Source organism: Serratia sp. Je.1.23.a (genome assembly GCF_051129805.1).
In the GTDB taxonomy this organism is placed as follows: Bacteria; Pseudomonadota; Gammaproteobacteria; order Enterobacterales; family Enterobacteriaceae; genus Serratia; species Serratia liquefaciens.
In genome coordinates, this window is the sequence record NZ_JBCPSR010000003.1 from 568,124 (window position 1) to 592,885 (window position 24,762).

The window sequence follows — 24,762 nt, forward strand, 5'->3', positions numbered from 1 at the left end:
CTCTGTATAACTTCCAAAACAGGCCGGTCTGAAAACAGGTGCCGGCCTTCTCAAGTGGCGCAGATTATATGTGTGCCGTTAACGCTTGCCTACGGGAAAATCAACATTTCATTAAAAAATTATTATCCTGATTCTTCACTTTGCGGCCCAGAGCACAGGTTGTACGAACTCATACGGACCGAGTCTCAAAACGCGCTGCCGTTACCGACCCTTCCCTGCTTCACAACGAACTGCCATGCCGATCACAGTGCGTGGCACTCTGGGTTGAGTTTATGACTATATTCTTTTAAAACAAAAAGATAATAAAAATCATCCAGACTTGGCTCCGCCCACTTCGGCAGCCGCGAAACCAGCAGGAAATGATATGGCCACCATGAAAGACGTTGCCCGACGCGCTGGCGTTTCCACCGCCACCGTCAGCAGGGTGATCAACAGCACCGCTTATGTTGAACCCGTCACCCGTGAACGCGTTGAAAAAGCCATGCGCGAGTTTAACTATCATCGAAATGCCGCCGCGCTGGCGCTGGCAAAACGCAGCGGCAATATGCTGGGGTTGCTGACCGGTAACCTCGACGATCCGTTTTTCTCGCGACTGGCCCGAGGCGTGGAAGATATCACGCGCAAAGACGGTGTAAAATTGATGGTCTGCAGCGGTGGCCATCAGGCCGAACTGGAGAAAAACGGCCTGGATTTTCTGATCAATCAAGGCTGCGAATCGATTGTTGCCCACGTCACCCGCATGAGCGATGCCGATATTCTGCGCTATGCCGCCCACACTCCGGCGATGGTGGTGATCAACCGTTATTTGCCCGCCATCGCCAATCGCTGCATCTGGCTGGACAACGTCAGCGCTTCTCAGGCTGCCACCCGAATGCTCATCGAGCGCGGACACCGCAACATTGCCTGCATCACCACAGATCTGCCGATCGATGACCGCAAGCAGCGTCTCGAGGGATATCGAACCGCGATGGCCGAAGCCGGGATTGCGGTGCCGGGGGACTGGATCATCAGCGTCCCCTTCAATGAGCAAGGGGGCGAAGCAGCGGCAGAGAAAATCCTCTCCAGTAAGCAGGCTTTTACCGCCGCGCTGACATTCAACGACGTAATGGCCGCCGGCATGATGCGCACCTTTCGCCAGCGGCGGATGAACCTGCCCGAAGATATCTCGATTGTCGGCTTCGATGACGTTGCCCTGGCAAAATACCTCCACCCGCCGTTGACCACCGTGCATTATCCGATTGAGAAAATGGCCCGACGCGCGGCCAATTTGGCGCTGCAACTCAATTCAGGCACCGCCGTTACGCCGCAGAACAATCGGTTTTCCGCTGAGCTGATCCTGCGGGACTCGGTGGCCTTTGTGGAAAAAAAAACCATTTGAAGAAAACAAGGCCGCCAAGTGAGAGATCACTCACATAACGCGTCTTCATGTAACCGATTACATCGCCAATGGCCCGTGCTCACACCTCATTCACTGCAAATTCATTAGGCTTGCGTCACTTCCCCATCCTTAACCGGAGTTGTAAATGAATGACAAAAAGAAGCTCAACCTGGGGTTAGCGATGCTCCCCATTGTGGCCATGCTGTTGCTGCTTATCATAGGCTACGGCCAGTTGGGACTGCGGATCGAACCGCTGCTGCTGGCTTCCGCCGGCATTGCCGCTGCGCTGGCCTACTGGCAGGGCTACCGCTGGGACGACATCATTGATTCCATCGTCGCCAAACTGGCCAAAGCCATGCCGGTGATTATGATATTGATTTGTGTGGGCGGGCTGATCGGCACCTGGATGTTCAGCGGTACCATTCCTTATATGGTTTATTGGGGGCTCAAACTGATCAGCCCTCAATATATCCTGATCGCCGCGTTCTTCATTACCAGCGTGATTTCCGTGTGTACCGGTACATCCTGGGGGGCAGCAGGCACCGTCGGGGTCGCGCTGATGGGCGTAGCCGCCGGGCTGGATGTGCCATTGGCCGCCGCCGCGGGCGCCGTCGTTTCCGGGGCCTATTTTGGCGACAAAATCTCCCCATTGTCCGACTCCACCAATTTCGCAGCCATCGTTGCGGACACCGACCTTTACAGCCATATCCAGCACCTGATGTATACAACGCTTCCGAGCTTCATTTTAGCGGCGGTGGTGTATCTTATTGCCGGACACACCAGCGCCGTCGGCAGCGTGGCTACACCGGAAAAAGTCACCGAGATCGTGACGGCGCTAGAGAGCCTTTATCACTTCAACCTGTTGCTAATCCTGCCCCCGTTTCTGGTGCTGTGGGGCGCAGTGACCAAACGTCCGGTGATCCCGGTCATGCTGGCAGCCTGTGCGCTGGCTATCGCCATCGGCGTACTTCTGCAGGGGTTCAGTCTGCAACAAGGCTTAAATGCGCTGATGGATGGTTTTAACCTTTCAATGTTTGCCACTCAAGGGCACGGCATCAACGGTATCGTCGAAGATGTGCCTCGCCTGCTCAACCGGGGCGGTATGTTTTCGATGATGAGCACCATCCTGCTGGTCTTCTGCGCCTTTTCCTTTGCGGGCGCATTAACCCTGACCGGGGCATTGACCGTCATCATCAATCGGCTGCTGAAAGTGGTTCACACTACCGGCCAACTGATCGCCGCAACGGTTGCAACCACCATTCTGGTCACCGGCGCCACCAGCGACGGCAAATTGGCGCTGCTGATCCCCGCTGAACTCTTCAAAGGCGCCTATCGCCGCATGGGCCTGGACAATAAAAACCTGTCGCGGACCGTAGAAGATGCAGGCACCGTCATCGAACCGTTAATCCCGTGGACCGCCGCAGGCATTTATATGGCGACCACCCTGGGGGTCAGCACGCTGGATTTGCTGCCCTGGGCCATTCAATGCTACGCCGCCGTAGTATTCGCCCTGATTTACGGATTTACCGGTTTCGGCATTGCCAAGATACAGCCACAGCAAGATTTACAGCGTAAGGAAGCCTGACGTGAAACAAACCGATTTTAACCAGATCATCAACCGCCACCACACCGGCTCGGTGAAATGGGACTTTATCGACCGCTATCTGCAGCTCGATGAAACCGATCTTTTGCCGATGTGGGTGTCCGATTTTGACTTTCAGTGTCCGCTGGAAGTCCGACAGGCGCTGCATCACCGCGTTGAACACGGCATATTCGGTTACAGCGAACGCGATGACCAGTATTACCAGGCGGTGATGGATTGGTTCTCAAAACGGCACCAGTTGCCTTTGCAGCGGGAGTGGTTCACCTCCATCGAAGGCGTGGTTCCCGGTCTGGCGATCCTGATCCAACTGCTAAGCCAGCCCGGAGATCCGATCGTGATCCAGGGGCCGTACTACGGATCTTTTGCCAAGATCGTTACCCTGAACGGCAGAGAGGTGCTTGAAAATCCTTTAGCCCTCGGCCCGCAAGGCTATCAATTCGACTTCGATCATCTGGAGGCGTGTTTTGAACAGCGCAAGCCCCCGTTGCTGCTGCTGTGCAATCCGCATAACCCAACGGGCCGGTGCTGGACCCGCGACGAACTGACGCAGTTGATGACGCTGTGCAGCCGCTATGGCGTAACGGTTATCTCCGATGAAATCTGGGCCGATCTGCTGCTGCCTGGCGAGACCTTCACCTCCGTGCTGCATCTGGACGAGAGCTGGCAAGACCATGTGATTTCTGCGACGTCCGCCAGCAAGAGCTTTGGCCTGTCGTCACTGCGCATCTCAAACTTCCTGATCCCCAACGATCAAACCCGAAATGCGTTTGTCGAACGCCTCAATGCCCATGGGTTGGATGTCTTCAATGCGCTGTCGATGACCGCCGCCACGGCCGCCTATCAGCAAGGGGAAACCTGGCTTGCTGCTCTGCAGCAATATCTGGCAGACAACCGGCGCTGGTTTGAACAGGCCTTAGCCTATGCCGCCCCCTGGTGCAAAATGACCCGGGCCGAAGGCACCTATCTTGCCTGGCTGGATTGTCGCGCTTTGGGCCTGGATGACAATGCGCTTCAACAGGCGCTGATCCACCAGTCAAAAATTGCTGCCTCCATGGGCGTCAGCTTTGGCGAACAGGGAAAAGGATTTATCCGCCTCAATCTAGGCTGCCCGCGTCAATATCTTGAAAGCGCCATTGCAGGGCTTGCGCGATTAAAACCGTCGCTTTGAGCAGCAGGAAAAAGCAAGCGCTACCGGCAGAATGCGCGCCGGTAGCGAAAAGCAGGATTACTGGGTTTTATCGGTCGAAGGAATGATATTACGCAGCCAACTGCCCCAACGGCGCTGGTAGAAGGGTTGGGTATGGGTGATCAGGTAATGGCTGACCCCACGCTCCTTTTCAGAGACCAGACAAAAATCTACCGGCTCGTCGTTGGGCGCAGTTTCGCTGGCAACGCTTCCGGCTTCGTTGATCAGCGCTTCAATTTCCGCCGGCTCACCGTCCACTTCCAGTCCGACCAACAGATTTGGTTTTTCGTCGACCGCCTGATCGTGCATCAGTGCCAAAAACGCACGGCGCACCGGCTTGCGTTGACTGAAAAGCGTGGTCAAGGCATCGACCATCGCCGACGGGTACTCCTCCGGCTGACCCAACAGGATCTGGGTATCCTTGTCGATATAACGTTCCGCCGGTTTGGCTACGCCACCGGTAGCCAGCAGCATTGCCACTTCTTCAGGATAAAACTCTTTGCCGTACTCGGCCTTAGGGTTGAGGAACAGATCCGCGCCCTGAGTGATTTCGAACAATACCCGCGCCGGCATGGCGATAAACGGCTGTTCGTCTTCAACGGCCTTTTGCAGCGCTTCTACCGAGCTAAAAAACGGAATGATGCTGCCGCCGTCCTGTTTTTCCCAGTGCTGAATATTCACCGGCGTATCGGCGTTCAGCGTGATGTCACCGCCATGCTGTACCTGTTCGCTGTCACCGAGGATCAACACCGTCGCGTCGAGCAACTCACGGAAAAACGCCGGGCGATGGGCCGGCTCGGTCACCGCCAGCTTCAGCAGGCGTTCAAGTTCGTTTTCGCCTGTGGCGGTATCGTGATGGTGAGAACTCATGACAAACTCCAGCAATCAAATAACGGGGCCCAGCATGCTGGGCCCCGACAATAAAACGACGTTCAAGCCGCCCGCCAAGGCGGGCATGCCATTATTTGGCTTTGCTCAGCAACAGGTTGGCCAGGGCACGCACACCCAGACCGGTCGCACCGGCAGACCATTGATCCACCGCGCCCTTACGGTAAGTGGCGGAGCAGTCAATGTGCAACCAGCCTTTCTGATAATTCTGCACAAAATGCGACAGGAATGCAGCCGCGGTGCTGGCACCAGCAGTGTAGGCCGGACCGGCAATATTGTTCAGTTCAGCAAAGTTGGACGGCAGCTGGCTGCGGTGGAACTCAGCCAACGGCAGGCGCCAGAAAGGCTCTTGCTCGGCAGCCGCGCTGGTCAGCAGTTCCTGTGCCAAAGCATCATCGAAGCTGAACAACGCATGGTAATCGTTACCCACCGCCGTTTTCGCCGCACCGGTCAGGGTCGCGCAGTCGATGATCAACTCAGGGTTTTGTGCAGAAGCATCGATCAGTCCGTCAGCCAGTACCAGGCGCCCTTCCGCATCGGTGTTCATAACCTCAACGGTTTTGCCGTTACGATAACGGATGATGTCGCCCAGTTTGAAGGCGTTACCGCTAACCATGTTATCGGCGCAGCACAGATAGAGTTTCACGCGCTGTTTCAGACCACGGGCCGCCGCCAGCGCCAGTGCGCCGGTAATGGTGGCCGCCCCGCCCATATCCGCTTTCATGGAATCCATAAATGCACTTTGCTTCAGGCTGTAGCCACCGGTGTCAAAGGTGATGCCTTTGCCCACCAGGCAAGCAAATACCGGCGCTTCCGGGTTGCCGGTCGGGTTGAAGTCCAGTGCCAACAGCACCGGTGAACGATCGGAACCCCGGCCCACGGTGTGAATACCGGCGTAGTTTTGCTCGCGCAGATCTTCACCCTTGGTAATACGATAGCTGACGGCATCGCAGCCAACGTCACACATCAGATCAACCGCACGCGTAGCCAGTTGTTCCGGCCCCAGCTCTTCCGCCGGCATATTGATGGTGTCGCGTACCCAGTCAACAATCTTCAGACGCTGTTCCAGCTCTTTGCGTTCCGCTTCCGGCAGCTCAGCCCATTCGACGCTGCGCTTGCCTTTTGGCCCGCGGAAACCTTGCCAGAACGCCCAGCTGTTCTCCAGATCCCAGCCATCGCCGGCCAGTTTGACGTTCTTGACACCTTGGCCGTCAATCTTGCGGGCAGCACGCTGGATGCCCCCCAGCTTGTCGTTGCCGGTCAGGTGAATGGTCATTCCTCGATCATCAGTGCTCAGCAGCGCTTTCTCGCCCCAGCGAGCGTCGGCAGGTTGGTTCGACAGCGTTACCTGCATGAATTCAGTTGTCATAGCCTTCTTACTCCGGATTATTCTTTTATTAATCGTGTCGGATACAAAATAAACGGGCCGCCTATGGCAGCCCGTTACGCTATTTACTCCGCTTCATCTAACCAGACCAGCAGGATCGCTTCCAGTATTTTCTCATTGGAAGCCTGTGGATCGTCGTCAAAATCTTCCAGATCGCAAATCCACTGATGCATGTCGGTAAAACGTACGGTTTTCGGATCGGTATCCGGGTATTGGTCGTACAGGGCTTCGCCGATTTCACGGCTATCGGTCCACTTCAGTCCCATTATTATCTCCAGCTCTGCGCCGCGGCTAGCAATTAATGCTCACGCGCATGGTTAACGGTATAACGCGGCATTTCGACCACCAAATCTTCGTCGGCCACCAGCGCCTGGCAGCTCAGGCGGCTTTCCGGCTCCAGACCCCAGGCCTTGTCCAGCATGTCGTCTTCCAGCTCGCTGCTCTCTTCAAGAGAGTCAAAGCCTTCGCGTACGATGCAGTGACAGGTGGTGCAGGCGCAGGATTTCTCGCAGGCGTGCTCAATTTCGATACCGTTGCGCAGTGCAACGTTGAGGATTGACTCCCCTTGCTCAGCTTCCAGTACCACCCCCTCCGGGCATAAATCTTGATGGGGCAGGAAAACAATTTTAGGCATGATTAAACCTCATCCACAGAATGGCCAGCCAGCGCACGGCGAATGGAAGCATCCATGCGGCGCGCGGCAAAGTCTTGCGTTTGTGCATCTAATGTTTTTATTGCGGCTTCGATAGCGGCAGGATCGGTGCCCTGCGTCGCCTGTTGCAAAGCTTCCACCGCCGCGGCGATCGCCGTACTTTCGGCCTCGCTCAGTAAAGCAGTATCGCTTGCCAGTGCGCCCTGCAGGCTTTCCAGCACCCGAGACGCCTCTACCCGCTGTTCTGCCAGTTTGCGTGCGCCAACATCGCTCTGCGCATTGGCCATCGAGTCTTTGATCATACCGGCGATTTCGGCGTCGGAAAGGCCATACGACGGTTTAACCTGAATCGAAGCCTCAACGCCGGTGGATTTCTCCATCGCGGTAACGCTCAACAGGCCGTCGGCATCCACCTGGAAGGTGACGCGAATATGCGCGCCACCGGCAGGCAGCGGCGGTAAGCCACGCAGCGAGAAACGCGCCAGCGAACGGCAATCCTGTACCAGCTCACGCTCACCCTGCAGCACGTGGATCATCATCGCGCTTTGGCCGTCTTTGAAAGTGGTGAATTCCTGGGCACGCGCCACCGGAATGGTGGTGTTGCGCGGGATCACTTTTTCGACCAGACCACCCATGGTTTCCAGACCCAGCGACAGCGGGATCACGTCCAGCAGCAGCATGTCGCTGTCCGGCTTGTTGCCCACCAGAATATCGGCCTGAATGGCGGCACCGATGGCGACCACTTTATCGGGATCAATCGAGGTCAGCGGCGTGCGGCCAAAGAACGCGCCTACCTGCCCGCGCACCAAAGGTACGCGAGTGGAACCGCCAACCATCACCACTTCCAACACGTCTTCAGCATTGACGCCGGCGTCTTTCAGCGCACGGCGGCAAGCCATCAGGGTGCGTTTAACCAGTGTGGCGATCAAGGCGTCGAACTGTGCTCGCGTCACTTCGCCCTGCCAACCGGCAACTTCCACGCTCACGCTGTCGGCATCGCTCAGAGCTATCTTGGCGGCAATGGCTGCGTCCAGCAGTTGACGCTGAACCCCGTGATCGCTACGGTCAGCCACGCCGGCCTGTTCCCGCAGCCAATCGGCCAGCAGGTGGTCAAAGTCGTCGCCGCCCAACGCGGAATCGCCGCCGGTGGCCAACACTTCGAACACGCCGCGGCTCAGCCGCAGAATGGAAATATCAAAGGTGCCGCCGCCCAAATCGTAAACCGCGATGATGCCTTCCTGCCCGGAATCCAGGCCATAGGCAATCGCTGCCGCCGTAGGTTCGTTCAGCAGGCGCAGCACGTGCAGCCCGGCCAGACGTGCAGCGTCCTTGGTGCCCTGGCGCTGTGCATCGTCAAAATATGCGGGAACGGTGATCACCACGCCGTCCAAATCCCCTTCCAGCGCGGTTTGCGCACGCGCGGCAAGCGCTTTGAGGATATCGGCGGAAACGCCTACCGGGTTAACCGGTCCGGCGGCGGTCAGGATCATCGGCAAGCCGTTTTCACTGGCCTGGAACTGGTACGGCAGGTTCGGGTAACGCTGCTGTACGTCGGCCAGAGAGCGACCCATCATGCGTTTGATTGAGCTGATGGTGTTAGCGGGATCCTGTGCGGCCTGCTGGCGCGCATCCCAACCGACACGCAAGGTGTCAGCCTGGTAGTGCACCACCGAGGGCAGTAAATCGCGCCCCTGAGCATCGGCCAGCGTTTCCGCCTGCCCGCTGCGCACCGTGGCGACCAGAGAGTTGGTGGTGCCTAAATCAATACCGGCAGCCAGACGGCGCTGGTGCGGCGCGGCGCTGAGGCCGGGCTCACTAATTTGTAATAAGGCCATATTGAAGCTTCCCATATCCTTCATACTTGAAGCTGCTTGGGTGTTGGCTGCCTTCACTCACCCCAGTCTCTTACTTGAGTAAGCTCCTGGGGATTCACTCAGTTGCCGCCTACAAGCAACTCCAATTATTTTGGGTATAAATGAAAAGAATTACTCAAAACCCAGCAGTTTTTCTTCGAGTTGTTCAACCTGTTGCTGGAGTTTGTCCAAAAAGCGTAGCTTACGCACGGTATCGGCGGCCTCGGGCCACTGCTGGTTATCCAGCTGCTGCACCATCAGCGCAGTGCGCTGTTTGACCGTTTCGTTCACCCGCGCGCCAAAGTCGGCCAGCAGGCTTTCCGCCTCCTCTTTGCGCTCAATGGCATCGAGCTCTTCACGCAATTCCAGCTGTTCCATCAGGAAAGCGGTATCCCGCAGGGTATGCTGCTCGTTGCCCAAATCAAAACCGTGCAAAGATAACATATACTCTGCGCGTTTTAATGGGTGCTTCAGCGTTTGGTAGGCTTCATTGATAGTCGCCGCCTGTTGCAACGCCATCAGGCGTTCGCGTTCCGGCTGGAGAGCATTGCGATCGGGATGGAATTGGCGTTGCAGATCCTGATAGCGAGATGCAAGCAGGCTGCCGTCCACGAGATAGCGAACTGGCAGCCCGAATAAAGTAAAGTAATCCATAGCGTGCTCTGGGCTTTATCGGATGAAGTTCCCCCGCGCCGGCGGGGGAGCTTGACGGACTGTCAGACGTTGAAACTTTCGCCGCAGCCGCACTCGCTTGAGACATTGGGGTTGTTGAACTTGAAGCCTTCGTTCAGGCCTTCCTTAACGAAATCAAGCTCGGTGCCGTCAAGGTAGACCAGGCTCTTGCCGTCAATGATCACCTTAACGCCTTTGTTTTCAAAAACGATGTCGTCATCGTTCATTTCGTCAACAAATTCCAGCACGTACGCCATCCCGGAGCAGCCAGAGGTTCTCACCCCCAGACGCAGGCCAAGACCCTTGCCGCGGTTATTCATAAATGCCTGAACACGCTGCGCAGCGCTGTCGCTCATGGTAATTGACATCACAACCTCATACTCAATATTCCCAACCTGTAGCAAAACCGATGTTGGGGGGCTAACCGGTGTAGGGGGCGAATATATTCGCCCCAATCAATGCGGGCGCGGCATACAGCGCCCCTACACAAGAATTACTTGGCGTTATGTTTGCTCTTGTAGTCGGCAATCGCTGCTTTAATGGCGTCTTCCGCCAGGATAGAGCAGTGAATTTTTACCGGCGGTAATTCCAGTTCTTCGGCGATTTGGGTGTTTTTAATCGCTTCGGCCTGATCAAGAGATTTGCCTTTCATCCATTCGGTCACCAGCGAGCTGGAAGCAATGGCGGAGCCGCAGCCGTACGTTTTAAAACGCGCGTCTTCAATGATGCCTTCATTGTTGACCTTGATCTGCAGCTTCATGACGTCGCCACAAGCCGGTGCGCCAACCATACCGCTACCGACGCTAGGATCTTCGTTGTCGAAAGAACCCACGTTACGCGGGTTTTCATAGTGATCGATTACTTTTTCGCTGTAAGCCATGACCTTGCTCCTGAATCCTGAGAATTAATGATGTGCCCATTCGATGCTGTTGATATCCACGCCCTGCTTGAACATATCCCACAGTGGAGACAGGTCGCGCAGACGGCCAATGGATTTACGCACCAGTTGAATGGTGTAATCGATCTCTTCTTCCGTGGTGAAACGCCCCAGGGAGAAACGGATCGAGCTATGCGCCAACTCGTCGGTCATACCCAACGCGCGCAGCACGTAAGATGGCTCAAGGCTAGCGGAGGTACAGGCGGAGCCTGAAGAGACGGCAAGGTCTTTCAGCGCCATGATCAGCGACTCACCTTCAACATAGTTGAAGCTGACATTCAGAATGTTAGGAACGCCGTGTTCCAGATCGCCGTTCAGATACACTTCTTCCATATCTTTCACGCCGTTCCACAGGCGGTCACGCAGCGTACGCAGGCGCGCCATTTCGGTCGGCATTTCTTCTTTGGCGATACGGTAGGCTTCACCCATACCGGCGATCTGATGCACTGGCAACGTACCTGAACGCATACCGCGCTCATGACCGCCGCCGTGGATCTGGGCTTCGATACGGATACGCGGTTTACGACGCACGTACAGCGCACCGATACCTTTCGGGCCATAAATCTTGTGGCCGGAGAAGGACATCAGATCGACTTTCAGCTTGCTCAGGTCGATAGGCAGTTTGCCCACGCTCTGGGTCGCATCAACGTGGTAGATGATACCGCGTGCGCGGCACATTTCGCCGATCGCTTCGATATCCTGCACCACGCCGATTTCGTTGTTCACGTGCATGATCGAAACCAGAATGGTGTCATCGCGCATCGCGGCTTCGAGGGCTTGCAGGCTGATGATACCGTTGCTTTGCGGTGCCAGGTAGGTCACTTCAAAGCCTTCACGCTCGAGCTGGCGACAGGTGTCCAGCACGGCTTTGTGTTCGGTTTTGCTGGTGATGATGTGCTTGCCTTTCTTTTGATAGAAATTGGCAGCGCCTTTAATCGCCAGGTTGTCGGATTCGGTTGCTCCGGAAGTGAACACGATTTCGCGCGGGTCAGCGCCAACCAGTTCAGCAATTTGGTTACGGGCGATATCTACCGCTTCTTCCGCCTGCCACCCGAAACGGTGGGAACGGGAAGCCGGGTTACCGAAAGTCCCGTCCAGAGTCAAAAACTGCATCATTTTCTCAGCGACGCGCGGATCAACCGGCGTCGTTGCTGAGTAATCCAGATAAATCGGTAATTTCATTGCTCTTGTGCTCCGTACATCACTTCCAAAAACTAAAAAAAGTATCGCCAGCTGCTTATGCGCGCAGATTAACGTTGATAGTTTCTTGCGGACGACCGTTGGCCGTGCGACGGGTATCGTTGTTTTGACGGTCCGCCACCACCAGCACTTCCTGGTTGTTCACCAGTTCAGCCAGCGTAATGTTGTTCAGGAACCCGCTGATGCGCTCACTCAGATCGCGCCACAGGGTATGGGTCAGGCAGCGATCGCCACCCTGACAGCCTTCTTTACCCTGGCAACGGGTTGCATCTACCGATTCATCGACGGCAGTGATAACTGCACCAACGGCAATCTCACCCGCGTCTTTGCCCAGCAGATAACCACCGCCCGGTCCGCGTACGCTGGCCACCAGGCCATTTTTACGCAGACGGGAGAATAATTGTTCCAGATAAGAGAGCGAGATACCTTGGCGCTCAGAAATATCCGCCAGAGGGACTGGCCCTTCCTGGGAGTGCAATGCCACGTCAAGCATAGCGGTTACGGCATAACGGCCTTTAGATGTCAGTCTCATAGCTAAGTGGTTACCTGTTGGTCAAACATGGCCGAAAGTCTGACATTCCCGAGTAAATCAGTCAACTATTTAACCTAGTAATTTACTCAAGTATTAGCACATTTTGTACTTAGCCATGCAAAATGCATATAAAATACATGTTATAACCCTTGGATAACTAATGCTATTACCGTTAACCGTTACGCAGCCCCAAAATTAATGACCTTGCTGTTTGTCCTGTTTCTCTATCGACGTCAGCATGCCGCGCAGAATATTCAGCTCTTGAGCTTCCGGCCGCGCGCGGGTGAATAAACGGCGTAAACGACTCATCACCTGCCCCGGATGGGACGGACGAATGAAGCCGCTATTTTGCAGCGTTTGTTCCAGATGCTGATAGAAACGTTCGAGGTCATCGACCAGCGGATACGGCGTCTCTTCCAACGGCGGCACGCCCGCCTGTTGACGATCGAGGTAAGCCACGCGCACTTCATAGGCCAGGATCTGCACCGCCATCGCCAGATTCAGCGAGCTGTAATCCGGGTTGGCAGGAATGGCGACGTGATAATGACACTTTTGCAGTTCGTCATTGGTCAGGCCGACACGTTCACGGCCGAAGACCAACGCCACCGGCGCATGCTCACCTTCGTGCACCGCGCGTACGCCGCATTCACGGGGTTCCAGCATCGGCCACGGCAAAGTGCGTGAACGCGCGCTGGTACCCACCACCAGGCTACAGCCGGCAATGGCGTCGTCCAAAGTGTCAACAATAGTGGCGTTGCCGATCACGTCGCTGGCGCCAGCGGCCAGGGCGATCGCCTGAGAATCGGGTTTTATCAGCGGGTTAACCAGATAAAGGTTGGTTAGCCCCATGGTTTTCATGGCTCTGGCGGTCGAGCCCATGTTGCCGGTATGAGAGGTTTCTACCAGAACAATGCGGATGTTATGCAGCATACAAACTCTGAGCGTAGCGGAAAATCACAGCATCTTAACACAGCCGTAGGCATTTTACCGAACACCTGCTATACTTCGCGCCGTTTCCTGTTCTTTAACATCCTAGTTGGAAGATACCCATGCATCCGATGCTGACGATCGCCGTGCGCGCTGCGCGCAAGGCCGGTAACCTGATTGCCAAAAACTACGAAACCCCAGACGCTGTAGAAGCGAGTCAAAAAGGGACCAATGACTTTGTCACTAACGTCGATCGCGATGCAGAGCATCTGATCATCGAAGTCATTCGCAAGTCCTATCCGCAACATACTATTGTTACCGAAGAACGCGGCGAATTGGTCGGCGAAGATAAAGACGTACAATGGGTGATCGATCCACTGGATGGCACATCAAACTTCATCAAACGTTTCCCACACTTCTCAGTCTCTATCGCTGTACGCATTAAAGGCCGTACCGAAGTCGCTGTGGTTTACGATCCAATGCGTAACGAACTGTTCACCGCTACCCGTGGTCAGGGCGCACAGCTCAACGGCTACCGTCTGCGCGGCACCAACGCCAAAGACCTGGATGGCACCATCCTGGCAACCGGCTTCCCGTTCAAAGTTAAGCAGCACGCAACGCCATACATCAACGTGGTTGGCAAGCTGTTTACCCAATGTGCCGACTTCCGTCGTACCGGTTCTGCCGCACTGGATCTGGCCTACGTGGCTGCCGGTCGCGTGGACGGTTTCTTCGAAATTGGCCTGAAGCCATGGGATTTCGCCGCGGGTGAACTGCTGGTGCGCGAATCTGGCGGCCTGGTGACCGACTTCGTTGGCGGCCACAACCACTTCAGCTCCGGCAACGTGGTAGCCGGTAACCCACGCGTTGTGAAAGCCATGCTTTCTACCATGCGTGATGAACTGAGCGAAGCGCTGAAGCGTTAATCGTGAAGTGGAAGTGAATGAATAAAGAAAAAGCGCTGCAATCACTGCAGCGCTTTTTTTATGCCTGCTAGCGGGAGAAAGGCCGAATGCCGCCGCCGAATTCCGGCTGGGCACTGGCGTATAACAACAGCCCGGCAAACAGCAAGATCAAACCGCCGGCCAGCGCCAGCGAACCCCAGGCCACCGCACTCCAGGCGGCAGGCGCACGTGAACGGCTAAGTCGCACCGCCAATCGGCGGCTGTAATGCACCAGCAAGGCTAATAACGAGATAGTCAGTGAAGTGCCGAGCGCCATCGCCAGTGCCGAAATAACTCCCCAGGCGAAAACGCCAATCACTTTGGAAAACAGCAATACCAGAATCGCCCCCGAGCAGGGCCGCATACCCATCGCCAGTACGATGGCAGTCTGTGTACGCCAATCGCTGCCGGCCTGCAGCTCTGTATCACTCGGCAAATGGCGGTGACCACAGCCACAATGCTCGCTGTGAACGTGATCCGCCGGCAGAGGTTGCAGGCTGTTGATTCGCAGCGCCGGTTGCGGACGCAGGGTTTTCACCGCGTGATACAAACGCTTCAACGCGCGCCAAGTGAGCAGCACCCCGAGCAACATCACCAGAACAAAACTGCCCTTCTCCAACCAGAAACTGCTCTGATGCAACTGCCGTGATGACAGTTGCAGCACCACCAACATCAGCGTTACCAGGGCGATAGCCACCAGCCCCTGCACCAACGAGGCAGCAAAGGTCAGTTTCAGGCTGCTTTTCAGCCGCGCCGGGTGGGTAGCCAGATAGGTGGCAATCACTACCTTGCCGTGACCGGGGCCGAGCGCATGCAACACCCCATAGCTCAGGCTGAACAGCATCAAGGCCAATCCGGCTTGCTGCGGTGCCGCTTTGACCTGCTGCAACAGACCGGCCATCTGCAGATGCAAACCTTTTTGCCACACCACGCTTTGCAACAGCAACTGCGGCCAATAGTGCCACGCCAACCGGGCACCCAGTGCCAGCAGCAGCGCAAACAGCAACAGCGGCCACAGGCTGAAGACCCAGTGCCGTTTACGCGTGGCGGGCTGGCTGAGATTTACTGACATTGCAGGCTGACCTTCTGCGCAAACTGTTGCCCCAGCTCCATATCTTCACCGGGTGAATCGTTCTTATCGAGGGATAACGCATAAGCCTGCAAGGAGGAGTTCGGTTTTGGCGTCATCAGCTTGAACTTGCATTGGGCGGCCATTTCCGGCGGCAAATGCAGCGCCGTTTTATCTTTATAGGTCATATCGACAAAGTAGGTGGGATCGTAGGTGGCGATTTCAAACGGCTTGCCCGCCAGCGGCTGCGGCTCGGCCAGCGGCAACACAAACTCCAGCACCGCCTGATGCCCCTGACGCGACAGGTGATATTCAGTCGGCAGGTTCAGGTACTTCACTCGTTTGCCGTCACGATACATGTCGGTGAAATAGTGTTGGCCAAGCACGTTGGCCATCACCTGCGCCGCCAACTTCTTCCACACTTCCGAGTCGTCTTTGGCGTTTTCCGCATCGTACAGCAGATCCGCCGAGGTAATTTCATCCATAACCCAAACCATTTTCAAGCCAACCAGCTGTTGATCCTTAGCCACGAAAGTGGTGTTCATATCAATAAAGCTGTGTGGGTGAGCGACAGCACCGGCGCTGAAAAGCGTCAAAAAACCGGCCAGAATAAATCGTAACTTCATCATCAAACGATACTCATTATTGTTATAAAGTAACATCAACCAACCTTAAACCGTCGCCATTACAGCCAATAATTGTGACGAAAGTTGTAAGCTGAAGTAAAACCGGGTACCGTCGCCGCGCCGCGCATCGCCTTTTGCTATGCTTATTCATAATTTAATCGTTACCCGCCAGAAGGTGATATGAGCCTGGACACTTCCCCCGTGCCTGAGCTCTCCGGTCAACAGCGACGCTGCCATCTGTTATTGATGCTGTACGCGCCGGTGCCCGCAGTACAACTGGAGACTATCAGCCAAATTAATGGCGTCGCCCCCCTCATCACCCGGCAAGATATAGCCGAGGTTGCCAGTGAAATCCAGCGTTTCCATCACCTGGAAATTGACGGCAATCCCGACGAAGGCTACCGGATCAGAGGCAGCGCGCTCAACCAACGCCTCTGCCTGATCCACTGGCTGCGACGAGCCCTGCGCTGTAGCCCGGAGTTTGTCGAACGTCACTTTTCCCAGTGGTTACAGCAGGCGCTGGGACGAGGTGCAGAGCTGACGCCAGAGTTGGATCAGTGCATCGGCGAATGCGAAGCGTTGCTCAACCGCAGTTTTGATCGACGCGATCGTCAGTTTCTGCAGCACTACCTGCGCTTTTGTGTCTGGGAAAACCAGCGCCAACGACACCCTGTTTTCACCCCCGCTCAGTACGACTGGCTGCATCAGAAACCGGAATACCAGGCGGCCGCTTTGCTGCATCATTCGTTAAATCAGCTCTTTACCCTGCCGCCCGTGGCCAGCGAAAGTGACTTTTTGGTATTGACGTTCACCATGTTGAAAAACCACAGTTACCACAGCAACGACTCAGCGGAAGATCTGCGGCTGATGGCGGCGATAAAAAACATGGTCGATCGCTTCCAACAGATCTCCGGCATGACCTTCAGCAGTGAAGAGGATTTGATTAGCCAGTTATTTGCTCATCTGGCGCCGGCGGTGGAGCGCTGTCGCTTTGAGATTGGCATCGATAACCAACTGCTGGAAGAGGTCGAACGTAAGTATCCACGCCTGATGCGTACCGCTCAGGAGGCACTGGCGCCGCTGGAGCAGGAGTACGATATTCATTTTTCCAGTGAGGAGGCGGGCTTGGTCGCCATCAGTTTTGGCGCCTGGCTGATGCAGGGCAATGCGCTGCAGGAAAAGCAGGTGCTGCTGCTGACGCTGGACAACCCGCAGTTGGAAGAGCAAGTGGAGTATCAAATCCGCGAATTAACGCTGCTGCCGTTGAACATCAAATATTTGCCGCTACGCGATTATCTGCGCTCTGGCGCGCCGCAGGGCATCACGCTGGTGATTACCCCTTATGCCGCAGAACACACCGAGTCGGAGCCACCGCTGATTTACACCGAATTACCGCTGGAACGCCAGCAGCGCAAAGCCATCCGTGCGCTGCTGGAAACCTCTTAACGGCTGCCACTGACTGCCACCGCCGGCGGGCGAATAAACATCGCTGGCAGAGCCACCGCTGCCATCACCCAGAACACCCCGCCCTGCAGATGTTCGAACAGGAAACCGGCAATCACCGTCATAATCGCAATGCCGCCGCCCATCGCCAGCGCCGAGTAGACCGCCTGCAACCGGATCACTTCCGGCCCCTTGCGCGCGGCGATAAAACGCATGGCCGCCAGATGGCAAACGGTGAAAGTGCCGCAATGCAGAATTTGGATCACCAGCAACCACCCCAGTTCGGTACTGGACGCCATCAGGCCCCAGCGCAGTACGCCACAGCAGGCGGAAAGCAGCAGCAGGTTACGGGCATTCCAGCGACGGAACAGGAAATTACTGCTAGCGAAAATGATCACTTCCGCTACCACACCCAACGACCACAGGTAGCCAATGGTCGAAGCCGAATACCCCGCTTCCTGCCAATAGATCGAGCCGAAGCTGTAATAGCCGGCATGTGCGCCCTGCAACAAGGTAACGCACAGCAGGAAGCGCCAGACCGGCCCCTCTTTTAACATCTCCCACAATGAACGGTCGGCTTCGCTGTGGCTGCGCGCCTCTCCCTGTGGCATCACGCTCGGTTTCAGCATCATGCCCAACAGCATCGCCAAAATACTGATGATCAGGCTGTAAAGGATCGCGTTATGCCCCCAGACGGAAACCATCTGTCCGGTCAGCGCCGAACCGATGACAAACGCCAGCGAGCCCCACAGTCTGACCCGGCCGTAATCCATGGTGATCTGTTTTTGCCAGGTCGCAGCCAGTGCGTCGGTCAGCGGCACCAGCGGCGAAAAGAACAGGTTGAAACCGGCAATCACCAACATCAGCCAGCCCCAGCCGTTACCGAAACAAAACCCGATGGCAAAAGCCAGCGTCAGCAATGCCAGCAGCCGCAAAGCCGTCACCAAATGAGAGGGATCCTTAACCCGGGGAGCAATCAGCAAACTTCCGAGGAAACGCGCAACCAACCCGGCACCGAGCAGAATACCGATGGTTTCAGGGGGTATCCCCTCGCCTTTTAACCAAACGCCCCAAAAGGGTAAGAAAATGCCGTAAGAAAAGAAGTAGGTGAAATAACTGAGAGCGAGCCAACGCGTTGATTGCAGTACCATGATCCCTCCGGTGTGAAGGCAATACTTTGACAGAGCTCACACTGGCTAGCAATGTACATTCAGGTGCGAGGCCATAGACTGCTAAGCAGTTCACAGTTTGCCTGCCACGGGCATAAAAAAACCCGCCGAAGCGGGTTTTTAAACAGAAAGCGGAATTAAGCGTAAACCGGCAGGCGGGCGCAGATATCCAACACTTTCTTCTTGGTGCGTTCGATGGTGGCCTCATCATTGATGTTGTCCAACACGTCGCAGATCCAACCGGCCAGCTCACGCACTTCCGCTTCTTTGAAGCCGCGACGCGTTACAGCCGGAGTACCGATACGCACACCTGAGGTGACGAACGGGCTCTTAGGATCGTTTGGCACGCTGTTTTTGTTCACGGTGATGTTGGCGCGGCCCAGGGCGGCGTCAGCTTCTTTACCGGTCAGGTTCTTGTCAACCAGATCCAACAGGAACAGGTGGTTATGGGTGCCACCGGAAACCACTTTGTAGCCGCGCTCCAGGAACACTTCCACCATCGCTTTGGCGTTATCGGCCACTTGCTGCTGGTAGATCTTGAACTCAGGCTCCATCGCTTCTTTCAGCGCTACCGCTTTACCGGCAATCACGTGCATCAGCGGGCCGCCCTGGCCGCCCGGGAACACGGCGGAGTTCAGCTTCTTGTACAGATCTTCATCACCGCCTTTCGCCAGGATCAGGCCGCCGCGCGGACCCGCCAGGGTTTTGTGGGTGGTGGTGGTCACGATGTGAGCGTGTGGAACCGGGTTCGGATAAACGCCGGCGGCGATCAGGCCCGCAACGTGCGCCATATCAACGAACAGGTAAGCGCCGATGCTGTCGGCGATTTCACGCATTTTTGCCCAGTCAACGATACCGGAGAAGGCAGAGAAGCCGCCGATGATCATTTTTGGCTTGTGAGTTTGCGCCTGCTTGGCCAGATCTTCGTAATCGATTTGACCTTTATCGTCGATACCGTAAGGCACCACGTTATACAGTTTGCCGGACAGGTTAACCGGAGAACCGTGGGTCAGGTGGCCACCGTGCGCCAAGTTCATCCCCAAAATGGTGTCGCCCGGCTGCAGCAGCGCGGTGTAAACGGCAAAGTTAGCCTGGGAGCCGGAGTGCGGCTGTACGTTGGCGTAATCGGCACCGAACAGCTCTTTGGCACGGTCGATAGCCAGTTGCTCAACGATATCCACGTATTCGCAGCCGCCGTAATAACGCTTGCCCGGATAACCTTCAGCGTATTTGTTGGTCAGCTGGGAACCCTGAGCCTGCATTACGCGCGGGCTGGTGTAGTTCTCAGACGCAATCAGCTCAATGTGCTCTTCCTGACGCACCACTTCTTGCTCCATTGCACGCCACAGTTCGGCATCGTAATCAGCAATGTTCATTTCACGCTTTAACATCCGGCTTCTCCTGACTTAAATCGGCTAACTAAAAAATCACCAAATAACTACCCGTTTGGGTTCTGGGGCACAGTGTAAACTGTTTCCCCCCACCGAGGATAGGCCTTGACAGAGGTTTTTACGCAAACGATTGGCATTAGGCGCGGCAAGGCTTTGATCCGATAAATCTCCCCATTCGGCAACGGACTTTTACTCATGCTGGGAATGCGGTTTTTTCATGTTCTGTGAGCGGGATCGCCGCTCGCCGACCCCGCAACAAAAACAGGGGTATTTACAGCCACCACAGAAACCGTTAGGATGCGCTTAAACTTAAAGATGCATTTAAAATGCATCATTACATTATTCCAATAATGATCGACCAAGGAGCGCTGCCATGCTGGATAGCCAAACCATCGCCACCGTAAAATCTACTATTCCCCTGCTGGCCGCTACCGGGCCGAAGCTGACCGCACATTTCTACGATCGTATGTTCGAGCACAATCCCGAGCTCAAAGACGTGTTCAATATGAACAATCAGCGCAATGGCGATCAGCGTCAGGCGCTGTTCGATGCGATCTGCGCCTATGCCGCGAATATCGAAAATCTGGCGGCGCTGCTGCCGGCGGTAGAACGTATTGCCCAGAAGCACACCAGCCTGAATATTCAGCCGGATCAATATCAGATTGTCGGTGGCCATTTACTGGCGACCCTGGACGAAATGTTCAGCCCGGGTCAGGAAGTGCTAGACGCCTGGGGCAAAGCCTATGGCGTACTGGCGGACGTATTTATCCAGCGTGAAGGCCAGATTTATCAGGCCAGCGAAAGCGCCGACGGTGGCTGGCGCGATCTGCGCGCTTTCCGCATCGTCAAAAAACAGCCGCAGAGCGAGGTGATTTGCAGCTTCGTGCTGGCGCCGGTTGACGGTGGCCGGGTGATCGACTTCAAACCGGGGCAATACCTGGCGGTCTATATCAAGCACGACAGCATGGAGAATCAGGAGATTCGCCAATACTCGCTGACCACCTCACCGAACGGCGAATACTATCGCATTGCGGTGAAACGTGAAGATCAGGGTAAGGTTTCGAATTTTCTGCATCAGCAGGCCAAAGAGGGCGACGTAATTTACCTTGCTCCACCGCACGGGGATTTCTTCCTCGAAGCCAAGCCGGATACTCCGGTGGCGTTGATCTCCGCCGGCGTTGGCCAAACGCCTATGCTCGGCATGCTCAATACCCTGCACGATAACCAGCATCAGGCGGACGTGCACTGGCTGCACGCGGCGGAAAATGGCAGCGTTCACGCCTTTGCCGATGAAGTGGCGGACATCGCCGGGCGCATGCCAAACCTGAGCCGCCACGTGTGGTACAACCAACCGAATGCTAATGATGTGGAAGGCCGAGACTACCAGAGCCGTGGCCTGATGGATCTCAGCGCCCTGCGCGAAACGCTCAGCACCCCGCAGATGCATTACTACTTCTGCGGACCGGTGCCGTTTATGCAACACGTGGGCAAACAGTTGCTGGAGATGGGCGTCAGCGCCGATCGTATCCACTACGAATGCTTCGGCCCACACAAGGTGATGTAATTGAAAAGGGCGCAGTTCATCCACAACCGCGCCCTATACGTTAAATAATTGGCGTTGCATCTCGGCGGCAACTAAGAGCATCCCCAGAAATGTACAATAAGTACGTGACTCGGGTAAGCGCAGGCAGCCAACAAAGAGGCAGCTTCAAGTATGACGGGTATGATTATTTCTCCGCCAGCTTGCGTGTCTCCTGCACCTGCTGCGCCGTCACCGGTGCCGCCTGATTCCCCCAACTGCCTCTTAGATAGCTCATCAGATCGGCTGCCTGCTGGTCGTTCAACGTCCAGGCGTAGCCCGGCATGGCGATCGCGGTGGCGTGCTGGGTGATTGGCGTGTGTGCACCTTCCAGCACCACGCGTAGCGCAGTGATCGGATTTTCCGCCGTCACCGTCGTGTTGCCCGCCAGCGCAGGAATGGTGTTGTCGCTGCCCTCGCCCTTATTGCCATGACAGGTTGAACAGTACATCGCATAGCTGCGCTGCCCCGCCTGCTGATGGTTGGCGGCCAGCGGCATCACTTTCTGCGCCGCGGGTTGCTCCGCCGCCAGGCTGTGCAAATAGGTGGCAATAGCGTTCAGATCGCCGTCGGTAAGATACTGCGTACTGTGACTCACCACTTCGCTCATCGGCCCGGAAACCGCGGCATGTTGGCTGCGCCCGGTTTTCAACAGGGCAACCACTTCGTCCTGCTTCATTCCGCGTAACCCGGAAGCGTACCAACCGTCCAGCTCGGCACCACTCAGGAAGGCCGGCTCTTTGCTGTCCAACCCTTTTTCCTGCATCGCCCAGCCACGCGGCGTATGGCAACTGCCGCAGTGCCCCGCCCCCTGAACCAAATAGGCGCCGCGATTCCACTCTGCGCTCTGGTTGTGGTCAGGCTGGTAAGGCGTATCGTCATGGAACAGCTGATTCCATACCGCCAACGGCCAGCGCATCGACAACGGCCAACTGATGTCACTGGCGCGGTTGGCGGTATTCTGCGCCGGCACTTCGTTCATCAGGTAGTCATACAGCGCGCGCATATCTTCCGCATTCATTTTGGCGTAAGAGGTATAAGGCATCGCCGGGTAAAGCCGGTGGCCGTCTTTGGCGATCCCCTGACGCATGGCGCGGTCAAACTCGTCAAAAGAATAAGCGCCGATGCCCTGCTGTTTGTCCGGCGTGATATTGGTGGCGTAGATATTGCCCAGCGGCGTCGGGAACTTCATGCCGCCAGCAAACAATGCGCCGCCTGGCGAGGTATGGCAGGCGGTACAGTCACCGGCCTTGGCCACGTATTCCCCGGCCGACATCGCCTGGGCCGAACCGCCCGCCACCAGTAAGGTCAGCAAATACAGTGAACGCATTCTCATGCTCCCTCCTTCGCGGCAACCTTGCCATAGGCCAGCTCATTGACCGCACGCCATGCCTGGTCGATCGCCGAGTTGGCGTACGGGCTCCAGTCTGAATCCGAGTTGGCAATCACGATTTTGCCGATCGGCTGGCGCGCCGTCTCAATGATTTTCTTCGCTTCATCCTCGTCGTCAAACAAGCCGTTGAGGAAATAGGAGTAACCGTGCGACCAGCGGTTGACGGTAATGGCTTCAATATCACGCTGGTGATCGAACCCGGCCGACCCCAGCATGCCCTGCAATTGTTCGCGGATCATCTGCTCATGCACTTCAAACGGTGTGCCCAACAGCAGGGCACGGCCTTTACGTGACTGTTCGCGCGGGCTGAGTCCGCTGCCCGCCAACGTCGGCACGTATACCATATGCAGGCCAATGGGCTGGTTGGGATCGCGCGGGTGCTGATAGCCGCCCATACTCACTGGATAATCCAGTTTCACGCGGCAATAAGGGGCGGTTGGGGAGTAAACTTCATGTACGCCCAGTTTGATAAACGGCTGCCAGTTGCGGATCACCACTTTGCTGTACACCAGCGGTGACTTCACGTTCTGCTTCAGCGCCTCTTGCTGTTCGGCCGACATTTCCGGTACCAGGTACGGGATCATCATGTTGTACCCGGCCATCACCACCTGCCCGGCGCGCACCTTGGTCATTTTCTCGCCGGTCATATAGGTCACTTCGACCTTGTCACCGACGTTAGCCGCGTGCAATCCGGTGCTGTTCAATCGCAGTTTTACCGGCGAATCGGCCCGGTCTAGCTGGCTGTAATCGAACCTGGCGAGAACGATGTCATTCATGTCTTTGCCGCCCGGTGAAACCGCCGGGATCAGATGGCGTACCATCAGACGCGTCAGGGTAGCGTTGCCGTCCGGGAAGTGGAACACGTAAGGATCGTCGAGATCCGCCTGCGACTCTTCGTCCAGCGGCGGCAGGTTCATACCGTTCAGGCCCGGCAGGTCACAAATACGGGCGTCGCTGCATGAAGTCGCGTCAATGCCCACCGCCTGGAAATCACTGGTAGTTTGCTGGAAATAGCGGATAGCCATTTCGCTCAGCCCCACCTTTTCACGCAGGAATTCGGTATAGCTGTGCTTGTCGAGCCATTCGCTTTTCTGCTCCTGGCTCATTTCCGGCAGGTAGTCCTTGTCCACCGTATGCAGTGCAATCAGCGCCTGACGGTCGCTTTCCGGCAGCGGGAAATCGCCGATAAAAGCCTCATAGGAACGGCCGTTGAGTCGGTCATGCGGAATATCGTCCGCCACCATACGCCCGGGATCGCCGCTCACCACTTTGTCGACGCCAAAGTTCTTACGGTCGAAATAGACACCGCGGCTCAGGTTCAGATTGGGGTAAAAAGTGGTGTCGAAAGCCTTTTCCAGGTTGTCGATGCTGACACCCAGTTTTTTCAGCAGCCCCATCGCTACCGGGCTAAAGTTGGAACGCGGCGACTGCAGCGACTCGCTGCCGCCATAGCCGAGGATGGTCCCGTTCTCACTGCTGAACTCATTGCGTTTGGCATGGCCACCAAAATCATCATGGTTGTCGATCAGCAAAATACGCTGCTGCGTCCCCTTCATTTGCTGCCAGAAACAAGCTGCCGCCAGCCCGCTGATCCCGGCACCGACCACCACCAGATCAAACTCTTCCGTCGCCGGTACGGCGGCAAAATCGAAGGCTCGGCCGTCACGCCCCAATTGGTGCGCATGTTCAAAGGAACCGGGGTGATTGCCCCGCAGTCCGGTCAGCGTCGGCGGATAGTAGAGGGTTTGATTGGCGGTTTGCGGCGATGCCCGCAGGATCTGCATCGGCGTCAGCCCGGCAGCGATGGTGATCGCCACCCCATTAAGAAAATCGCGTCTGGTGATACCCATAATTGGCTTCCTTTCAGTTTTTATTATCATCAGACCGGCGGGGCCGGTCTGAAGGCCGCGTTATTTTGCGGATAAATACTGTA

At 56.1% G+C, this 24,762-nt stretch carries 23 protein-coding genes; 6 read left to right on the plus strand and 17 right to left on the minus strand.

Annotated features, from left to right (window positions below):
- Positions 1-364: 364 nt before the first annotated feature.
- The 3 genes from AAZT04_RS14910 to AAZT04_RS14920 all read left to right on the plus strand — a co-directional run bounded on the left by AAZT04_RS14910 (position 365) and on the right by AAZT04_RS14920 (position 4,149).
- On the plus strand, positions 365-1,378 hold the full coding sequence (locus AAZT04_RS14910; RefSeq protein WP_261157363.1) for a LacI family DNA-binding transcriptional regulator: 1,014 nt from the start codon (positions 365-367) through the stop codon (positions 1,376-1,378).
- 145 nt (positions 1,379-1,523) lie between these two features.
- Positions 1,524-2,963: a Na+/H+ antiporter NhaC gene (nhaC, locus tag AAZT04_RS14915; protein WP_434680686.1), complete on the plus strand. Its 1,440-nt coding sequence runs from the start codon at positions 1,524-1,526 to the stop codon at positions 2,961-2,963.
- A 1-nt stretch (position 2,964) separates the two neighbouring features.
- Positions 2,965-4,149 (plus strand): MalY/PatB family protein, encoded by a 1,185-nt coding sequence (locus AAZT04_RS14920; RefSeq protein ID WP_434680688.1) that lies wholly within the window; start codon positions 2,965-2,967, stop codon positions 4,147-4,149.
- A gap of 57 nt (positions 4,150-4,206) precedes the next feature.
- Here the strand turns inward: AAZT04_RS14920 and sseB are convergent, their stop codons facing one another.
- The 11 genes from sseB to trmJ all read right to left on the minus strand — a co-directional run bounded on the left by sseB (position 4,207) and on the right by trmJ (position 13,218).
- Positions 4,207-5,037, minus strand: a complete 831-nt coding sequence (gene sseB / locus AAZT04_RS14925) for an enhanced serine sensitivity protein SseB (RefSeq protein ID WP_020828159.1) — start codon at positions 5,035-5,037, stop codon at positions 4,207-4,209.
- 91 nt (positions 5,038-5,128) lie between these two features.
- The gene (gene pepB / locus AAZT04_RS14930; protein ID WP_044554573.1) at positions 5,129-6,424 is read right to left on the minus strand and encodes an aminopeptidase PepB; all 1,296 of its coding nucleotides are present in this window, start codon (positions 6,422-6,424) and stop codon (positions 5,129-5,131) included.
- 83 nt (positions 6,425-6,507) lie between these two features.
- Positions 6,508-6,708, minus strand: coding sequence for a Fe-S cluster assembly protein IscX (gene iscX / locus AAZT04_RS14935; RefSeq protein WP_020828161.1), 201 nt, complete (start codon positions 6,706-6,708; stop codon positions 6,508-6,510).
- Positions 6,709-6,740: 32 nt separating this feature from the next.
- The gene (fdx, locus tag AAZT04_RS14940; RefSeq protein ID WP_434680691.1) at positions 6,741-7,076 is read right to left on the minus strand and encodes an ISC system 2Fe-2S type ferredoxin; all 336 of its coding nucleotides are present in this window, start codon (positions 7,074-7,076) and stop codon (positions 6,741-6,743) included.
- Positions 7,077-7,078: 2 nt separating this feature from the next.
- On the minus strand, positions 7,079-8,929 hold the full coding sequence (gene hscA / locus AAZT04_RS14945) for a Fe-S protein assembly chaperone HscA (protein ID WP_434680693.1): 1,851 nt from the start codon (positions 8,927-8,929) through the stop codon (positions 7,079-7,081).
- 150 nt (positions 8,930-9,079) lie between these two features.
- Positions 9,080-9,601, minus strand: a complete 522-nt coding sequence (hscB, locus tag AAZT04_RS14950) for a co-chaperone HscB (RefSeq protein WP_262244897.1) — start codon at positions 9,599-9,601, stop codon at positions 9,080-9,082.
- A 62-nt stretch (positions 9,602-9,663) separates the two neighbouring features.
- Positions 9,664-9,987 (minus strand): iron-sulfur cluster assembly protein IscA, encoded by a 324-nt coding sequence (gene iscA / locus AAZT04_RS14955; protein ID WP_004952089.1) that lies wholly within the window; start codon positions 9,985-9,987, stop codon positions 9,664-9,666.
- A 125-nt stretch (positions 9,988-10,112) separates the two neighbouring features.
- Positions 10,113-10,499, minus strand: a complete 387-nt coding sequence (gene iscU, locus AAZT04_RS14960; RefSeq protein ID WP_020828164.1) for a Fe-S cluster assembly scaffold IscU — start codon at positions 10,497-10,499, stop codon at positions 10,113-10,115.
- Between the two features lie 24 nt (positions 10,500-10,523).
- A complete protein-coding gene (locus AAZT04_RS14965; RefSeq protein WP_020828165.1) occupies positions 10,524-11,738 on the minus strand; it encodes an IscS subfamily cysteine desulfurase in 1,215 nt (404 codons plus the stop codon).
- Positions 11,739-11,793: 55 nt separating this feature from the next.
- Positions 11,794-12,288 carry a Fe-S cluster assembly transcriptional regulator IscR gene (gene iscR / locus AAZT04_RS14970; RefSeq protein WP_020828166.1) on the minus strand — a complete coding sequence of 165 codons (495 nt, stop codon included), beginning with the start codon at positions 12,286-12,288 and terminating at the stop codon, positions 11,794-11,796.
- Positions 12,289-12,483: 195 nt separating this feature from the next.
- Positions 12,484-13,218 carry a tRNA (cytosine(32)/uridine(32)-2'-O)-methyltransferase TrmJ gene (trmJ, locus tag AAZT04_RS14975; protein ID WP_020828167.1) on the minus strand — a complete coding sequence of 245 codons (735 nt, stop codon included), beginning with the start codon at positions 13,216-13,218 and terminating at the stop codon, positions 12,484-12,486.
- A 119-nt stretch (positions 13,219-13,337) separates the two neighbouring features.
- Between trmJ and suhB the strand changes: the two genes are divergently transcribed.
- Positions 13,338-14,141 (plus strand): inositol-1-monophosphatase, encoded by an 804-nt coding sequence (suhB, locus tag AAZT04_RS14980; protein WP_020828168.1) that lies wholly within the window; start codon positions 13,338-13,340, stop codon positions 14,139-14,141.
- 67 nt (positions 14,142-14,208) lie between these two features.
- Here suhB and AAZT04_RS14985 read toward each other — a convergent pair whose 3' ends face one another.
- Positions 14,209-15,231 (minus strand): nickel/cobalt transporter, encoded by a 1,023-nt coding sequence (locus AAZT04_RS14985; protein ID WP_128865089.1) that lies wholly within the window; start codon positions 15,229-15,231, stop codon positions 14,209-14,211.
- Positions 15,222-15,890, minus strand: coding sequence for a DUF1007 family protein (locus AAZT04_RS14990; protein ID WP_020828170.1), 669 nt, complete (start codon positions 15,888-15,890; stop codon positions 15,222-15,224). The genes AAZT04_RS14985 and AAZT04_RS14990 overlap by 10 nt, the downstream gene beginning before the upstream one ends.
- Before the next feature lie 144 nt (positions 15,891-16,034).
- Here AAZT04_RS14990 and csiE point away from each other — a divergent pair, with 144 nt between their 5' ends.
- Complete coding sequence (gene csiE, locus AAZT04_RS14995; RefSeq protein WP_130016679.1) at positions 16,035-17,300, plus strand: stationary phase inducible protein CsiE; 1,266 nt, start codon at positions 16,035-16,037, stop codon at positions 17,298-17,300.
- On the opposite strand, the gene AAZT04_RS15000 is transcribed toward csiE, so the two are convergent.
- Together AAZT04_RS15000 and glyA are read right to left on the minus strand one after the other, a co-directional pair.
- The gene (locus tag AAZT04_RS15000; RefSeq protein WP_020828172.1) at positions 17,297-18,448 is read right to left on the minus strand and encodes a 3-phenylpropionate MFS transporter; all 1,152 of its coding nucleotides are present in this window, start codon (positions 18,446-18,448) and stop codon (positions 17,297-17,299) included. The two genes, csiE and AAZT04_RS15000, sit on opposite strands and share 4 nt — an antisense overlap.
- Before the next feature lie 155 nt (positions 18,449-18,603).
- Positions 18,604-19,857 carry a serine hydroxymethyltransferase gene (glyA, locus tag AAZT04_RS15005; protein WP_020828173.1) on the minus strand — a complete coding sequence of 418 codons (1,254 nt, stop codon included), beginning with the start codon at positions 19,855-19,857 and terminating at the stop codon, positions 18,604-18,606.
- A gap of 373 nt (positions 19,858-20,230) precedes the next feature.
- On the opposite strand from glyA, the gene hmpA reads away from it, so the two are divergent.
- Entirely contained in the window at positions 20,231-21,421 is a 1,191-nt protein-coding gene (gene hmpA, locus AAZT04_RS15010) for an NO-inducible flavohemoprotein (RefSeq protein ID WP_020828174.1), read from the plus strand.
- A 163-nt stretch (positions 21,422-21,584) separates the two neighbouring features.
- On the opposite strand, the gene AAZT04_RS15015 is transcribed toward hmpA, so the two are convergent.
- Positions 21,585-22,772 carry a cytochrome c gene (locus tag AAZT04_RS15015; protein ID WP_048762722.1) on the minus strand — a complete coding sequence of 396 codons (1,188 nt, stop codon included), beginning with the start codon at positions 22,770-22,772 and terminating at the stop codon, positions 21,585-21,587.
- Positions 22,769-24,679, minus strand: coding sequence for an NAD(P)-binding protein (locus tag AAZT04_RS15020; protein ID WP_046372897.1), 1,911 nt, complete (start codon positions 24,677-24,679; stop codon positions 22,769-22,771). The genes AAZT04_RS15015 and AAZT04_RS15020 overlap by 4 nt, the downstream gene beginning before the upstream one ends.
- Positions 24,680-24,762 lie beyond the last annotated feature (83 nt).